Origin of the sequence: Geojedonia litorea (genome assembly GCF_042654525.1) — a bacterium.
Taxonomy (GTDB): Bacteria; Bacteroidota; Bacteroidia; order Flavobacteriales; family Flavobacteriaceae; genus Geojedonia; species Geojedonia litorea.
The window spans coordinates 99,810-116,102 of record NZ_JBHSGP010000005.1; the positions used below are offsets into that span (position 1 = coordinate 99,810).

The window sequence follows — 16,293 nt, forward strand, 5'->3', positions numbered from 1 at the left end:
GTTTCCTATAAAAGTATGTCACACTGAGCTTGTCGAAGTGCAATTGAAAAACATATATTCAATCTATGAAATTCTATTTTGTTTATATCCTACTTTGTGCCGATAAAAGCTACTATACTGGTATAACTAATAATTTAGAATATCGTCTTATACAACATCAAAACGGATTGGCATCTGCCTATACTGCGAAACGGCTTCCAATACGTTTGGAATGGCATTTACAATGTACAGATCCGAAAGATGCCATCGCCATAGAAAAACAACTTAAGGGCTGGTCAAGAAAAAAGAAACAAGCTCTAATCGAAGGTAAGTGGGAGGATCTTGTGAAGTTTTCTAAAAATTATTCTGAATATGGAAACCCAAAATTAGACAACCTTTAACTAAGTCAATGTGACAATAGAAGTAGATTTGGATAACACTTCGATGGGCTCAGTGTGACAATAGAGATAGATTTAGATACCACTTCGACAGGCTCAGTGTGACAATAGAATATGGTTTGGGTAACACTTCGACAGGCTCAGTGTGACAATAGAATATGGATTTAGTCACACTTCGACCCCTTCAACTGGCTCGGAGCAGGCAGGTTCATTGTGACAATAATTCTAGTTGATTTTAATTTTCCAGTTTTTCCGAAAGTTCAAACCAACGTGCTTCCTTGGTTTCGATTTCAGTTATGAGTTTCTGCAAGTCTTTGGAGAGGGCATTGATTTGATCTTGAGTCAAACCACTATCATGAAATTTGGCTTCCAAAGCCTTTTTATCCAATTCCAAAGCCCTAATCTTAGTCTCTAAATTTTTGAGTTCTTTTTGTTCATTATAGTTAAGTTTTTGCGCTTCGTTTTGTTCAAGTCGACTAGGATCTGGAGCCTCGTGTTTTGCTTTGTCTTCTTCAGGAGCACTGGCTTCATAGTCGCGATAATCGCTATAATTGCCTGGAAAATCCTGCACCTCGCCATCACCCTTAAACACAAATAAATGGTCTACAATCTTATCCATAAAATAACGATCGTGAGAGACCACTAACAAGCAGCCTGGGAAATCCAATAGAAATTCCTCCAAGACATTTAAGGTGACAATATCGAGATCGTTGGTAGGCTCATCTAAAATCAGGAAATTGGGATTTTGTATAAGCACTGTGCAGAGGTAGAGTCGTTTTTGCTCACCACCGCTTAACTTTTCAACATAATCGTATTGTTTTTTACTGTCAAATAGAAAGCGTTCCAAAAGTTGCTTGGCCGAGATTTGTCGTCCTTTGGTTAAGGGGATGTATTCTCCAAAGGCTTTGATAACCTCAATCACTTTTTGCCCCGGCTGCACCTGTATCCCAGATTGGGTATAGTACCCAAATTTTACGGTTTCACCAATCACAATCTTTCCGGCATCGGGTTGCACCGTTTTGGTGAGCAGATTTAAAAAGGTGGATTTACCTGTTCCATTTTTACCAATAATGCCAATGCGTTCGCCTTTTTTAAAGACATAATCAAATCCGTTTAGGATGGTTTTGTTTGTAAAAGCTTTGGATACCTTATGGAATTCGACAACCTTACTACCCAGCCGTTCAATATTCAATTCTAATTGGATGGTGTGGTCCTTACGGCGTTGCTGTGCACGTGTTTTGATGTCTTGAAAGTCATCAATCCGAGATTTAGACTTTGTGGTTCGGGCTTTAGGCTGTCGGCGCATCCATTCCAGTTCTTTTTTAAACAGTTGTTTGGCTTTGCCTGTTTCCACCTGTTCTTGAACTACGCGCGCTTCCTTTTGCTCCAAATAATAGGAATAGTTGCCTTTGTAGGTATAGAGTTGCCCATGGTCTAGTTCAATAATCTCATTGCAGACCCGTTCTAGAAAATAACGGTCGTGGGTGACCATAAAGAGTGTAAACTGGGCTTTGGCAAAATACTGTTCTAGCCATTCAATCATTTCGAGGTCTAGGTGGTTGGTGGGTTCATCCAGCACCAATACATCGGGGTTGATGATCAGGGCTTTGGCCAGTGCTAATCGCTTTTTTTGTCCTCCAGAAAGCGTACTGACCTTTTGGTTAAGCTGATCGAGTTTAAGTTGAAACAAGATTTGTTTGCATTGCAACTCGTATTCCCAGGCATTGTGGATATCCATTTGCTCAAAGGCTTTTTGGTAAGCTTCGGTGTCCTCTGGATGTAGCAGGGCCTTTTCATAATTTGCTACAATCTTGAGGATGGGCAAGTCAGAATTGAAAATGGTACTTTCAACGGTTTGGGACTCATCAAATTGGGGGGACTGTGATAAAAAGGCCAGACGAAGTCCGTTGCGCATCACCACTTGTCCAGCATCTGGCGTATCGGTGCCACAGAGGATATTTAATATAGAGGTCTTCCCGCTTCCGTTTTTAGCGATAAAGGCAATCTTTTGATCTTTATGAATGCTAAAGGAAAGGTCTGTGAAGAGTTGGAGCTCTCCATAAGCTTTTGAAATCTGTTCAACAGTAATGTAATTCACAGTAAGTTTTTTGCAAATAACGGGAATAAAACAAAAAAATACAGAATAGTTTTGATATTCCTAGTGATGCGCTATATTTGTGAGGATCATGGCCTCTATTTGTATGAAATACCCTTTGCTAGTTATTGGAGTTTTATTGTGTAGTTTTTTTACCTCCTGCATTCCGTATAAAGATACTTTGTATTATCAGCAAAAAGGAACTGCCATAGATTCCACACAAGTATTACAACAGATACAGCAACCTTATCGTGTACAGATCAACGACATCTTAAGTATACGTATTAAAGTGCTGGATCAGGACAATGTGGCTATTTTTAACCCCATAGGTGATAGTGGTGATCTTAATGCCACTTCAGCCGAAAACGCTTATATGAATGGCTTTACGGTGGATCTTCATGGCAATATTCGTATTCCGGTTTTAGGAGAGCTCCAAGTTTTGGGATATACCACTGTAGAAATCCAAAGTAAAGTGGAGGCATTGCTTCTAAAGGAACAATTTAAAGAAACAGCGCGCATTTTTGTGACGGTAAAACTTGCAGGGCTGCGTTACACGACCAGTGGAGAAATTAACAATACAGGAACACAGACACTATATCAGGAACGCGTCAATATTTTTGAGGCTCTGGCCAATTCTGGTGATATTCCCGTAACAGGCGATAAAAAGGATGTCTTACTCATACGGCAATACCCCCAAGGCCAGGAGATCCATCATCTGGATCTCACCGATATTGCTATAATGCAGTCGCCCTATTACTATATACAACCCAATGACATGATCTATGTAAAACCCTTAAAGCAAAAGGCTTTGGGTACAGGGACTACGGTATTAGAAAATATCACGAGAATTGCTTCGGTGTTGACCTTATTAACCAGTATTATATTAATTGCAAAACGTTAATGGATGAGCTAAATTTATGTCAAATTCCGAATTTCAAGATATAGACACTTCCGAACCGCAGGGCACTACCTTTGATTTTAGAGGCTTTTTATTTAAAGCCCTTAACTTATGGAAGTTGGTTTTGGTGAGTATAGGAGTAGCCTTGATTATTGCTTATCTCATCAATATCCGTAAAGAGAATATTTATAGGTTGGACTCTCTTATTTCTGTGGAGAGTGAACAGAATCCCTTTTTTACGGCCAATACCAGTATCTCCTTTAATTGGGGTGGGGTTTCTGGTAAGGTAGGTAAGATTATGACCACGATTCGTACGCGCACCCATAATGAAAAGGTGGTGGATTCTCTAGACTTTTTTATGCGTTATTTAGTTCAGGGCAAATACCGAATGGTGGATATCTACAAAAGTTCACCTTATGAAGTTAAAATTAATCGAGCAGAAGGTCAGATTCTCGGGAAACAATTGGGTATACGTTTTATCAATGATAAGGAATTTGAACTTTTTACCACGTTTGAAGGCACGAGTCAAACCGTACAACGCTATAGCGACAAATCTACCTACGCCGTTCCTGTGCCTAATGGACCCTTTGTAAAGCGCTATAGGTTAGGCGATTCTATTCAATTGCCCTTTTTTAATGCAGTAATCACACAGCGACCAGGCAAGCGTCTTCTTCCCAATTCGGAGTTTTTTATCCAATTTTTAAATTTTGATGGGGTGGTGCGCTCGTTTCAGTTTGCCGTGGGTATTAAACCGTTTGCGGGTTCTTCAGCCGTGCTACAGTTAACCTTGTCGGGGACTAACAAAGCCAAGATTGTGGATTATTTAAATGCCACGGCAGCCATTTTAAGCAAAACAGAGTTAGAGCGTAAGAATTTATATGCCACCAATACCATACGATTTATAGATAGTAGTCTGGCCTCTGTTGATGGTAATTTAAAGAATATTATTGAGGAGATGAATGCCTTTAGGAAACAAAATAAGGTGTTCGATGTGAGTGAAGAAATGGCGCAGGTGTCCGCCAAACTTAAAGAGTTTGATCTTAAGAAAGAGGAAGAACAATCTAAACTTAATTATCTTAATTCGTTAGAGCAGTACTTAAACACAAAAACTGATTATAGTCGAATTGCCGCGCCAACGTCGGTGGGTATAACCGAAGGGAATATTTTAGGCAGTGTGGCCAAAATTATTAGTTTAGCCATTGAGCGTCAAAACTTGGAGCATACGGCCAAAGAAGGTTCGGTCTTGTTTGAAGATATCGATCGTCGAATTAATTCGGAAAAGAATGTATTATTAGAGACTATTGATGCCACTAAAAAAACCATCGGTATCCAACTTAATACGCTTAATAAATCCATAGCTATTTATGAAGGCCAATTGAGTAATTTACCAGAAGATCAGCAGCAATATCTCAAGATACAGCGCAAAATGGACATTAGCCAAGAGGCTTATGACGTGTATCAGGCGAAGCGTGGTGAGGCTGCCATTGTGAAAGCAGCCAATGTTTCGGATATTACAGTAGTAGATGCGGCGAAAGATATTGGCAATGGGCCTATAGGGCCTAATAAGAGCCTTAATTATATGATGGCCTTGATGGTCGGCTTTTTTACCCCCATGTTTTTTATTTTTGTCATCTTTTTATTAGACAATACCATTCATGGCTCTGATGAGGTGGAACGCCTGTCTAAAATTCCCATTTTAGGTCTAGTTGGGAAATACAACTACCCTAACAATCTCGTGGTTTTTGAAAAGCCCAAGTCGGCGGTCTCCGAGTCCTTTCGTTCCATTCGTTCCAGTTTGCAGTTTATATATAAGAAACAGGACAAAGATGTTAAACAAGGCCGTACTTTAATGATTACTTCTTCAGTGAGTGGGGAAGGGAAGACCTTTTGCTCCATTAATGTGGCCACTGTATATGCGCTCTCTGGTAAAAAAACTATGCTGTTAGGGCTAGACTTACGTAAACCTAAAATTTTTGGAGATTTTAATATTAATAACGATCAAGGGGTGGTTAATTATCTCATTGGAGAAAGTTCTATTGATGAAGTGACCTACAAGACACATATTGAAAATCTGGACGTGATTCCTTCTGGGCCTGTGCCTCCTAATCCGTCGGAATTATTGATGAGTGATTCTATCAAAACCTTGATAGCCCAGCTCCGAGAAAAGTATGATATGATTATTTTGGATACGCCGCCTCTGGGGCTGGTGACTGATGCACTAGAACTTACTCAGTATTCAGATGCCACCATTTTTATGATCCGTTTGGACTATACCAAAAAAGGTATGTTGGCCCTGGTGAATGCCAAATACCGCGTTGGGGAGGTTAAAAACATCAGTTTTGTACTCAACTTCTACAAGCATAAAACCAATCATAATTATGGTTACGGTTATGGTTATGGCTATGGTTACGGCTATGGTTACGGGGTTTATGGCAATGCCTATCACGAAGATGACAAGCCTAATTTAGTTAAAAAAGTACGCCGTTTTTTAAGACGCTTTTAATTTTTCAACCTTTAGCTTTTGATTACTAGCCAACAACTGCTCTATAAACGCCTTTTTGATTTTAGTTTCAGTCTGATTTTGCTGTTGTTTCTCTTTATACCGCTGCTTTTATTAGTGCTTTTTGCTAGTGTAGACACTCAACAGTGGGGTCTGTTTAAGCAAGTACGAGTGGGTCAGCATGCCCGTTTGTTTCACATTTATAAAATACGAACGCTGCGTCAGGCCAAAAAAGGGCAAGGTTTAGGCGCTGAAATCATAAGTCCATTTGGACAGTTTTTAAGAGCGCACCGTTGGGATGAACTACCACAACTGTTTAATATTGTGTTTGGGCAGATGAGTTTTGTAGGGCCACGACCCGATCTCCCTGGTTTTGCCGACATGTTAGAGGGGGAGGACCGTGTCCTTTTAAAGGTTAAGCCCGGACTCACGGGACCCGCCAGCCTTAAATATGCCCAGGAAGCGCAGGTCTTGGCACAACAAAGTGATCCTGAAGCCTATAATCGCAGGGTGATTTGGCCTGATAAGGTTGAAATCAATAAAAACTATGTGCAGAGTTATCGATTTTCTTTAGATTTGACCTTTATTTATAGATCTTTAAGCCGCTTAATATGACGCAAGGTACATCAATCAGTATAATTGGATTAGGTTATGTGGGTTTGCCCTTAGCCGTAGAATTTGCCAAACATTTTTTAGTAGTAGGTTTTGATACCAATCCCAAACGGGTTGCCGAACTGCAGGCTGGAAAGGATCGCACCCTAGAAGTAGATGCCGAGGTCTTGCAGAGTGTATTGACCAGCGATCCTAAAGCTGAACGTGGCTTGTTGATTAGTGATGCCCTAGATGCTATTGCCGATTCCGCTATCTATATTGTCACTGTGCCTACCCCAACCGATGAGCTTAATAAGCCAGTTTTCACTTATTTGATTAAAGCCAGTGAAGCCGTGGGGCAGGTGTTACAGCCTGGCAATCTCGTTATTTATGAGTCTACAGTCTATCCTGGGGTTACCGAGGATATTTGTGTGCCTATTCTCGAACGGCAATCAGGACTAACATTCAATACCGATTTCTTTGCCGGCTATTCACCAGAGCGCATTAACCCTGGGGATAAAACCCATACGGTTACTAAAATTTTAAAAGTCACTTCAGGGTCTACACCCGAAGTGGCCAGGCGTGTAGATGCCCTGTATAAAACCATTATTACCGCTGGGACCCATATGGCACCATCGATCAAAGTGGCCGAGGCTGCTAAGGTTATTGAAAATGCGCAACGTGATATCAATATTGCTTTCATCAATGAATTGTCGAAGATCTTTCGCATTTTAGATATTGACACCAAAGCCGTGCTGGAAGCTGCAGGCACCAAGTGGAATTTTATCAATTTCACGCCGGGCCTTGTTGGCGGTCACTGTATTGGAGTGGATCCTTACTATCTGGCACAAAAGGCCATTGAGAGTGGTTATACACCAGAGATTATTTTAGCAGGACGAAAAATGAATGACAGTATGGGGCATTATGTGGCACAGGAAACCGTTAAGATGATGATCAAAAAGGGCGCGACCATTAGGGATGCCCGTGTTCTGGTGTTAGGCATTACCTTTAAGGAGAACTGTCCAGATATTCGTAATTCACGGGTGATTGATATCATCAAGGAGTTTCAAACTTATCAGGTTAAGGTGGATGTGTATGACCCTTGGGCATCAAAAGAAGAGGTGTTTGAGGAATACGGTTTGGATTTGATGTGTTCTGATGCGCTTTTGCATTCCGACTATGATGCGATCGTTTTGGCGGTATCCCATGAGGCCTTTAAAACCCTTGATGTCTCTAAATTGAAGTCGGATATTGGAGTGATTTTTGATGTGAAGTCTGTGTTACCAAAGGAATTGGTGGATGCAAGGTTGTAAAATCGCTATTAGTTGCGGTTAGATGCTGAACTAAATTCAGCATGACAAAGGATAGCATGACAAGGAGGTTCTCAAATTAAAAGGGATGTCATCCTGAACTCGGTTCAGGATTTCATTAATTTGTCAAGTTGTATTTTAGATTTACTTGAAGATAGATGCTGAACTAAATTCAGCATGACAAGGAGATTCAGCATGAGAAGGAGGTTCTCAAATTAAAAGAGATGTCATCCTGAACTTGGTTCAGGATCTCGTTGACTTGTTTTGTTGTTTTAGGTTTATTTGAAGATAGATGCTGAACTAAATTCAGCATGACAAAGGATAGCATGACAAGTGAGTTCCACATGACCAACGAAATGTCATCCTGAACTTGTTTCAGGATCTTTTTGTATATGATTACTATTTATTGGATCCCACAGATACACCCAATTGGGATTTACTGTTTCGATGAGATTGATTTTCCAATCTCTATGCCAATTTTTTAATTGTTTTTCTCGATAAATGGCCTCTTTGATGTATTGAAATTCTTCATAATAGACGAGTAACTTTAGTTTATACTTTGAAGTAAAATAGCTTCCTTTTCCTTCAATGTGCATTTCCATGCGTTGATCAAGATTGCTAGTGACACCAATGTATAAGACGCCTTTCGGTTTATTTGTTATAATATAAACCCAATACTTATGATGCTTTCGACTTGCCATACTTGAACTATTATGCTATGTTGTAGTCCTGTTTTGTAAAGATAGATGAAAAACTCATTGCCAGCCTAAACTTGGTTTAGGATATCGTTGATTTTTGTTGGTGTTTTTAGATTTGTTTGAAGATAGATGCTGAACTAAATTCAGCATGACAAAGGGATTCGGCATGACAAATAGGACTCTTTGAATAAACGAACTGTCATCCTGAACTTGGTTCAGGATCTCGTTGATTTGTTTAGATGTTTAGATTTGTTTGAAGATAGATGCTGAACTAAATTCAGCATGACAAGGAGGTTCAGCATGAGAAGGAGGTTCAGCATGAGAAGGAGGTTCTCAAATTAAAAGGGATGTCATCCTGAACTTGGTTCAGGATCTCGTTGATTTTTGTTGGTGTTTTTAGATTTGTTTGAGGATAGATGCTGAACTAAATTCAGCATGACAAGGAGGTTCTCAAATTAAAAGAGATGTCATCCTGAACTTGGTTCAGGATCTCGTTGACTTGTTTTGTTGTTTTAGGTTTTTTTGAAGATAGATGCTGAACTAAATTCAGCATGACAAAGGATAAGCATGACAAAGGACTAGCATAACAAAGGATAATCAATTCAGAGGAGTTTTCATTGCCTATTAATAAAAGCAAAAACCTTACATTTGCACTTTAATTAAATTCTACTGCATGTACCATACCCAAGATCTTTCAAAGTTTAACTTTCTCGTCACCGGAGGCGCCGGTTTTATTGGTTCCAACCTTGTTGGCTATCTTTTACAAAATGGAGCCAAGAAAGTACGGGTACTCGACGATTTCTCTAATGGCTATCGTCATAATCTAACCGAATTTATGGATCATCCAGCCTTTGAACTTATTGAGGGGGATATTCGTGATTTGGAGACCTGTATGAAGGCTATGGAAGGGATGGATTATGTGTCGCATCAGGCGGCCTTAGGCTCGGTGCCGCGTTCTATAAAAGACCCGGCTACCACGCATGCCGTGAATATAACGGGTTTTTTAAATATGTTGTTGGCCTTAAAAGCGCACTCTAATGTGAAGCGCATGGTGTATGCAGCCTCCAGTTCTACCTATGGTGATAGTAAGAACCTGCCTAAAATAGAAGAGACTATTGGTAAGCCCTTGTCACCTTATGCGGTGACCAAGTATGTGAACGAACTCTATGCCGATGTGTTTGGCAAGACCTATGGCACCGATGCTATTGGCCTACGTTATTTTAATGTGTTTGGTCCTAAACAAAGCCCGAATGGCGCTTATGCGGCAGTGATTCCTTTATTTATGCAAGCGCTAAAGGTTAATGAGCCACCGACTATTAACGGTGATGGGGAACAGACGCGCGATTTTACCTATGTCGCTAATGCGGTACAAGCCAATGTGAGAGCTTTTTTTGCTTCCAATGAAGCTGGAAATCAAGTGTTTAATGTGGCCTGTGGGGAACGCTTGTCTTTAAATGCCCTTTGGGGGCATTTGAAACAGGTAGCCGGATCTGATTTGGAGGCCCTGTATGGTCCTGCCAGACAAGGTGATGTGAGGGATAGTTTGGCGAATGTATCTAAAGCAAAAGCCTTGTTGGGGTATCAACCAGAAGTAACCGTTAAAGAGGGATTAAAAATGGCTTGGAACGACTTCAGCTCTTAAAATGTTATGAGTCTCATTCTAATTAGCCATTACTACCTAGTCTAAATGGGCTTGTCCATCACAATACGACCTCACTAGATAGAATGAGGGTTGTCGCCTATTAAGTTTTGATAGTTTCGAATAATACATTTATTCTCCCATTTAAGTATTTTATATAATTGGAGTCTTGGAGTCTTTAGCTTATTGCCTATATTGAGCTCACATTAACCGATTGATTTTATTAAATTTGTTAGTAATAAGCGTGCATTTTGGAATGCAACTCATTAACATGGAGCAGCACAATTTGTAGGGATTTAGTTAATTTGAATTTGTAATTTTATAGTTTTATCAGCAATTGGTAACTACCAATAAATTGAGTATAAGTATATGAAAACTGCCTTAATCACAGGGATTACCGGTCAAGATGGTGCTTATTTGGCACAACTACTTTTGGGGAAAGGGTACCGGGTTCACGGAATCAAAAGACGTTCCTCTTTATTTAATACCCAGCGCGTGGATCATCTGTATCAAGATCCTCATGAAAAGGATGTGTTATTTAGCTTGCATTATGGAGATTTGAGTGATGCCATGAATATTACGCGGATAATTCAGGAAGTACAGCCAGATGAGATTTATAATCTTGGTGCCATGTCACATGTAAAAGTGAGCTTTGATACTCCAGAGTATACCGCCAACGTAGATGGATTAGGGACATTGCGAATATTAGAAGCGGTTCGATTATTGGGGCTTACCGATAAGACCAAAGTATATCAAGCATCTACATCCGAATTGTATGGGTTGGTGCAAGAAACACCTCAAAATGAACGCACCCCTTTTTATCCTCGTTCACCCTATGGCGTTGCCAAACTATATGCCTATTGGATTACGGTAAACTATAGAGAAGCCTATGGTATGTTTGCATGTAATGGTATTTTGTTTAATCACGAATCCCCTGTACGAGGTGAGACCTTTGTTTCTAGAAAGATTACACGTGCCGTGAGTAGAATTGCTTTAGGTCAACAAGACGTGCTTTATTTAGGAAATTTAGATGCACAAAGAGATTGGGGCCATGCTAAAGATTATGTTGAAGCCATGTGGCTCATGTTACAACAAGACGAAGCTGAAGATTATGTTATTGCAACTGGAGTTACAACCAGCGTACGAAGATTTGTAGAACTTGCGTTTCGTTATGTAGGCATAGCTATAGAATTTTCTGGTTTGGGATCCAATGAAGAAGGCCGTGTGGTATCCTGCACTCAACCTAATTATCAACTGCCTATAGGAACAACTTTAGTTAAGGTTGATCATAATTATTTCAGACCGACAGAAGTAGATCTCCTGGTAGGGGATGCTACCAAGTGCAAAACGAAATTAAAGTGGACGCCTAAGTATGATTTGGATGCCCTGATTCACGATATGATGGCGAGTGATCTTAATTTGGTTAAGCAAGAACAATTATTAACCGATAATGGCTTTGATGTAATGAATAACAATGAATAAAGACGGCAAAATATATGTGTCTGGACACACGGGCATGGTAGGCTCGGCACTAGTGAGACTGCTAAACCAGCAAGGGTATACCAATTTATTATTTAGGGAGTCTTCGAATTTAGATCTAAGATGCCAAGAACAGGTGAGGTCCTTTTTTGAATCAGAGCGACCAGATTATGTGTTTTTGGCGGCCGCGAAAGTAGGAGGTATAGTAGCCAATAATACCTATCGCGCTGATTTTTTGTACGATAATTTGATGATACAATCTAACGTTATTCATGCTTCACATTCTTATAATGTTAAAAAGCTGATGTTTTTAGGCTCCTCTTGTATATATCCAAAAATGGCTGAACAGCCTATAAAAGAATCTCAACTATTAAGCGGATTGCTAGAGCCCACTAACGAGCCCTATGCTGTTGCCAAAATAGCGGGTCTTAAGTTGTGTGAGAGCTACCAACGACAATATGGACATCATTTTATTTCGGTAATGCCTACCAATCTTTATGGACCTAATGATAATTATGATCCGGAAACTTCTCATGTGCTTCCTGCCTTACTTCAAAAATTCCATGACGCTAAAATAAAAGGAAGCCCAATAGTAAAACTTTGGGGTACTGGACGTCCGTTACGTGAGTTTTTGCATGTTGATGATCTGGCAGAGGCGTGTGTATTCTTAATGCAAAAGGATGACATTTTAGATCCTATCAATATTGGTACAGGTGAGGAAATTACAATAAAGGATTTAGGCTTATTAATTAAGACTATAGTGGGGTATGAAGGCAATCTCGTTTTTGATACTTCTAAACCCGATGGAACACCTAGAAAATTATTGGATGTTTCTCGAATACACGCTCTTGGATGGCAGCATAAGATAGCTTTGCAAGATGGGATAAGGCAGGTTTACCATGCAAAATTCATGAGTAACTCGCGTTAAAATTGGCATGGAATAATAGTTGGCGTCCAACTCCCCGTCTGCTTGTAAAGCAGACACCCCTTACTTTGACGGAACTCAGTACAGGCTTTATCTAAAGAGGTGAGCTTTTAGTCTTGAACTCCATGTCTTCTTTAAATGCAGACACCCCATACTTCAACAAAGCTGAATACAGACTTTATCTAAGTAGGGACGCTGTTTTAAAAATTAAACGAGTTTAATTTGAAATGGACTTACACTAGGTCTATCAACTGAAGAGCGTTGTAGGCCCCATTGTTTAAGGCGTATTGTATGCCATTGACCTGCTGGAAAAAAGCCACTTTTAAAAAGTAAAGCTGATTTCCTGATCCAGTTGGTACTCCGCTAGGTGTTAAAGTCACCGTTGAGGAGGTTCCATTGATAGGGAGGTTCAAAACTGGACTTAACTGTAAATCTTTGTCTCCTGAATCAAAGTCAAGATTCAAAAATCCTGCCGTAAAGCTAACGTGCGTTGCTCCTTCGGGGATTTGCAGTTTAAGGCTAGGTGTGAAATCAGCGATTACTATTTCTCCTGTTGAGGTATTAAGCGTGAAATCACTTTGTAATACCGCATTTAAAATAGCAAGGCGATTAAAATTAAAGCCTTTCAAAGGTGCTTTCCCATCTGGAGTTTGGATGCCTACATTTACGCTTCTCTCACCTCGTACAGACGTTAAGTCGGCATTTTTGACCAAGGTCATCTGCGTCGTGAGTCTTGCGGATAGTTTAGAGTCTTTAGCATCGGCCACTAAATTAACAATCGCCTGCCTTAGCACTTTTGCGCTTTTTGCACTTGAGCCGAACTCGCTATTGTTTTCGCGAGTTCTTACAAATGCAGGATCATTTAAAATTCGGTTCTTGCTTACACCTCCTTTGGTGCGCATGTGATATCCGTCTTCACTTTTGTAGAAGTTCACTTCTCCCAGTGTCCCCTCTACTTTAAAAAGGCTACTATACTTTGCCATGTTTTTAAAAGATTATGTATGGGTTTTCGACGTTTTTATGAAAATCACCATACGGTTAAACAATTACATTTTATCAGTTTAAGCCCAATATTCTTATTTGAGTCCTTTTTACACGGGCCCTTGTAAACTCTCAAAACCGAATGCGTGGTTTAAACTTGATGAGCCAAATGTATTACTAGGGTTTTCGAGGTGTTTTCATTTTTGGCATTTTGGATACTACTACTGATTCTTTGTCACTACTTTACAGTTTAAGACCAGTTTATGCTATTCCATCGTTTCCTTCTGTTTTTTTGACATTTTTATTTTAACTCCTGTTTTTGTTGAAATTGCTGTTTTTGCTGTTTTTGGCAACACTTATGTGTTTTTTATGTTGGAATTGATATTGGGCAGTGTTGGGAGTATGTTGGACGTATGTTGGGCTTATCTAGGGCTTAAAAGTTTTTTGTGACCCGTCCTGAAACAACTATACAGGAAATTAAATTAATCCTGATATCATTATACTGCTCTTTACTTCTTCCTACAAATTTTACCATTTTAACTTAAAACCTTGCGTTTTAACGACTTTATAGATCAAACTGTGGGGTTTTTATTGTTAAAAACTTGTTGACAATGTTTATAAGTTTTTTATCGATGAACGAACGATTTGATATAAATTCGTTTTAATCAACACTGAAAAATAACCTTAATGAACACAATATGAAAACAATGAACACCAACTACAGATTTCGACCCCGATCACGGACTTTAATTTTACATTTAAATGAACAGATTATGCATTTACCCTAAAGAAGTGGCCACTATTACAGGCAAAAGTTTGAGTTCATCGCGAGCTTTGATTCGCCTGATCAAGGACGCCCATGGCAAATCTAAGCGTCAGCTGGTCACTATCAAAGAATTTTGTGACTATGAAGGATTACCTTATGAAGAGGTATTTAATATGATTAACAAGGTTCCATATGCAATTGAGCACTAGGCTTAATTATTATTTTACTAAAGATGGTCTATAGGTCTATCCATTTACTATCATGCTACTACTATCGCACTAGTTAGTACGACTTTTTATTTCTACAATTTTTCGCTTTTTTCGATTATCCAAAAGACTATTTTTGGAAACTATTCTTTATTTAATATTGTTATTTTAGCCCAGATCTAAAACAAGAAGTTTTTTGAGTACACAAAAAAGGAATATTTGGTTATATCCTGTTATTTATAGGTGGAATAATATTCAATAAATTGTAAAATATTTTCATTTATTATTTTATTGAATTTTTGATTAAAACATAATGAGAATTAAGATCTATTATGTTATAATTGATAAAATATTTTTTCCAATCTTCATTTAATCCATTTTTATCAATTAATACATAGTCCGGCTTGTTATTAGTATTATACTTGATTGGTATGTAAGTGTGACCATTTAAACGAGTACATTTAGGAATGAAACTTGTATCTTTAGAATTAACATCATTTTTAATTGCATAACTTTGACAGTGATTATCAGGAATAATTTTGGAAGCCAAAATTAATTCAGATTGTAGAAACACTGTATTTTTTACAAACACACCAATTTTCGATTTTTCAGGTAAATCAGAAACTAAAAGCTTAATTTTACTATAAGAAGCTTGAGGTTCGTTATTTATGAAAGCATCTCGCTTTTTTAATAGAAAAAGGTTGCTTAAGATAAGAGTTATAAATAAAAAGTAGGATCGATAGATGACATTTTTTCCCTTATTTGTCTCTTTAAAAATTAGAATTATCAACAAAACTAATAAAGGGGTAAGAACAATAAAATATCTTGGATTAATTAAATCAATATGATATTTCGAATTAGAATAAATTTGAGATACCACTTGTATTATTGGTGTAAGGCATATAAAAAATAAGAATACTGACCTCTGACTCTTCCTAATTATAAAAAACGAAATAATAAAGGTTAAAAAATAAATGATCCATTCTGGGCTAAAGTTGTAATACAATACTCTAATTGTACTCTTTACATTAGTGGCTAGAGATATTGTTGCACTTTCTCGTGCTCCAGAAAAATGTCCTGAAAGTAAAAAGTTATTTAAAACAAGAATAGTGATGGGGATAGCGCTCACGACTAATTCAATCGCTCTTTGAACGATTTTATTTTTGCTATGAAAAAGGTAAACTAATCCTAAATAAACACTTAAAATAGCTCCAATATATCTTTGTAATGGTAAAAGAGCGATTGAAATAAGAAATAGTATTTTAAAAGCCTTATTATTAGAAATTTTAAATGTATAAAGGGAAGATACAGAAAACATTAATAGTGCACTATAGCCTAGTTCAGTCCAAACAAACTTAAATAAATTGTTGGTTGTCAAATTACTTAAGACGACACAAAGACAACATATCGTTAAGCCAACATTCTTTAATAAAAAATGAAATCCAATTAATAAGCAAAGGTATGAAGCCCACCAGTAAATAAAAACACTTCCTATAGTACTTATTCCTATTAAATTTAAGAACCCTAGTGACCAACCATAAAGTGGCGCGTAAACTGGAGGTCGAGTAAAATCTAAATTTTCACCAATTTTGCTTGCATTATAAATATACCAATTGCTATCATAGCTAAATCTTATGCCAAGTTGATATTGCAATAAAGTCACTAAAAAAGCAACAATAAAAAACCATAAATAAGGATTTCTCAGATTATTTTTAGTAAGAATTATTTTCATTTAATATTAAGGTTGTATTTGGTAAATTACTTTAACTGTATGAGAATTTATCAGGTATTTAATGCGTTTTTAATATTGGATCCATAAAAATCAAAC

Annotated in this window: 13 protein-coding genes; 9 read left to right on the forward strand and 4 right to left on the reverse strand. The window is 38.2% G+C overall.

What is annotated here, in order from left to right:
* Positions 1–65: 65 nt before the first annotated feature.
* Positions 66–380: a GIY-YIG nuclease family protein gene (locus ACFO5O_RS02435; RefSeq protein ID WP_387960610.1), complete on the forward strand. Its 315-nt coding sequence runs from the start codon at positions 66–68 to the stop codon at positions 378–380.
* Positions 381–612: 232 nt separating this feature from the next.
* On the opposite strand, the gene ACFO5O_RS02440 is transcribed toward ACFO5O_RS02435, so the two are convergent.
* The gene (locus tag ACFO5O_RS02440; protein ID WP_387960612.1) at positions 613–2,475 is read right to left on the reverse strand and encodes an ABC-F family ATP-binding cassette domain-containing protein; all 1,863 of its coding nucleotides are present in this window, start codon (positions 2,473–2,475) and stop codon (positions 613–615) included.
* Between the two features lie 103 nt (positions 2,476–2,578).
* Between ACFO5O_RS02440 and ACFO5O_RS02445 the strand changes: the two genes are divergently transcribed.
* From ACFO5O_RS02445 to ACFO5O_RS02460, 4 genes are read left to right on the forward strand one after another with little or no spacing between them, the layout of a single operon-like run.
* Positions 2,579–3,373: a polysaccharide biosynthesis/export family protein gene (locus ACFO5O_RS02445; protein WP_387960614.1), complete on the forward strand. Its 795-nt coding sequence runs from the start codon at positions 2,579–2,581 to the stop codon at positions 3,371–3,373.
* Positions 3,374–3,389: 16 nt separating this feature from the next.
* The gene (locus ACFO5O_RS02450) at positions 3,390–5,873 is read left to right on the forward strand and encodes a polysaccharide biosynthesis tyrosine autokinase (RefSeq protein WP_387960616.1); all 2,484 of its coding nucleotides are present in this window, start codon (positions 3,390–3,392) and stop codon (positions 5,871–5,873) included.
* A gap of 18 nt (positions 5,874–5,891) precedes the next feature.
* Positions 5,892–6,485: a sugar transferase gene (locus tag ACFO5O_RS02455; RefSeq protein WP_387960618.1), complete on the forward strand. Its 594-nt coding sequence runs from the start codon at positions 5,892–5,894 to the stop codon at positions 6,483–6,485.
* Entirely contained in the window at positions 6,482–7,774 is a 1,293-nt protein-coding gene (locus tag ACFO5O_RS02460; protein WP_387960620.1) for a nucleotide sugar dehydrogenase, read from the forward strand. The genes ACFO5O_RS02455 and ACFO5O_RS02460 overlap by 4 nt, the downstream gene beginning before the upstream one ends.
* A gap of 356 nt (positions 7,775–8,130) precedes the next feature.
* On the opposite strand, the gene ACFO5O_RS02465 is transcribed toward ACFO5O_RS02460, so the two are convergent.
* The gene (locus ACFO5O_RS02465) at positions 8,131–8,472 is read right to left on the reverse strand and encodes a GIY-YIG nuclease family protein (protein ID WP_387960622.1); all 342 of its coding nucleotides are present in this window, start codon (positions 8,470–8,472) and stop codon (positions 8,131–8,133) included.
* A 670-nt stretch (positions 8,473–9,142) separates the two neighbouring features.
* On the opposite strand from ACFO5O_RS02465, the gene ACFO5O_RS02470 reads away from it, so the two are divergent.
* From ACFO5O_RS02470 to ACFO5O_RS02480, 3 genes are all read left to right on the forward strand, one after another.
* Positions 9,143–10,111 carry an SDR family oxidoreductase gene (locus tag ACFO5O_RS02470; protein WP_387960624.1) on the forward strand — a complete coding sequence of 323 codons (969 nt, stop codon included), beginning with the start codon at positions 9,143–9,145 and terminating at the stop codon, positions 10,109–10,111.
* 366 nt (positions 10,112–10,477) lie between these two features.
* Complete coding sequence (gene gmd / locus ACFO5O_RS02475) at positions 10,478–11,590, forward strand: GDP-mannose 4,6-dehydratase (RefSeq protein ID WP_387960626.1); 1,113 nt, start codon at positions 10,478–10,480, stop codon at positions 11,588–11,590.
* Complete coding sequence (locus ACFO5O_RS02480; protein ID WP_387960628.1) at positions 11,583–12,515, forward strand: GDP-L-fucose synthase family protein; 933 nt, start codon at positions 11,583–11,585, stop codon at positions 12,513–12,515. Before gmd ends, ACFO5O_RS02480 begins: the two co-directional genes overlap by 8 nt.
* Before the next feature lie 230 nt (positions 12,516–12,745).
* Here ACFO5O_RS02480 and ACFO5O_RS02485 read toward each other — a convergent pair whose 3' ends face one another.
* Entirely contained in the window at positions 12,746–13,495 is a 750-nt protein-coding gene (locus ACFO5O_RS02485; RefSeq protein WP_387960630.1) for a hypothetical protein, read from the reverse strand.
* 760 nt (positions 13,496–14,255) lie between these two features.
* On the opposite strand from ACFO5O_RS02485, the gene ACFO5O_RS02490 reads away from it, so the two are divergent.
* On the forward strand, positions 14,256–14,468 hold the full coding sequence (locus ACFO5O_RS02490; protein ID WP_387960632.1) for a hypothetical protein: 213 nt from the start codon (positions 14,256–14,258) through the stop codon (positions 14,466–14,468).
* A gap of 280 nt (positions 14,469–14,748) precedes the next feature.
* On the opposite strand, the gene ACFO5O_RS02495 is transcribed toward ACFO5O_RS02490, so the two are convergent.
* Positions 14,749–16,197, reverse strand: coding sequence for a hypothetical protein (locus ACFO5O_RS02495; protein ID WP_387960634.1), 1,449 nt, complete (start codon positions 16,195–16,197; stop codon positions 14,749–14,751).
* Positions 16,198–16,293: the final 96 nt, after the last annotated feature.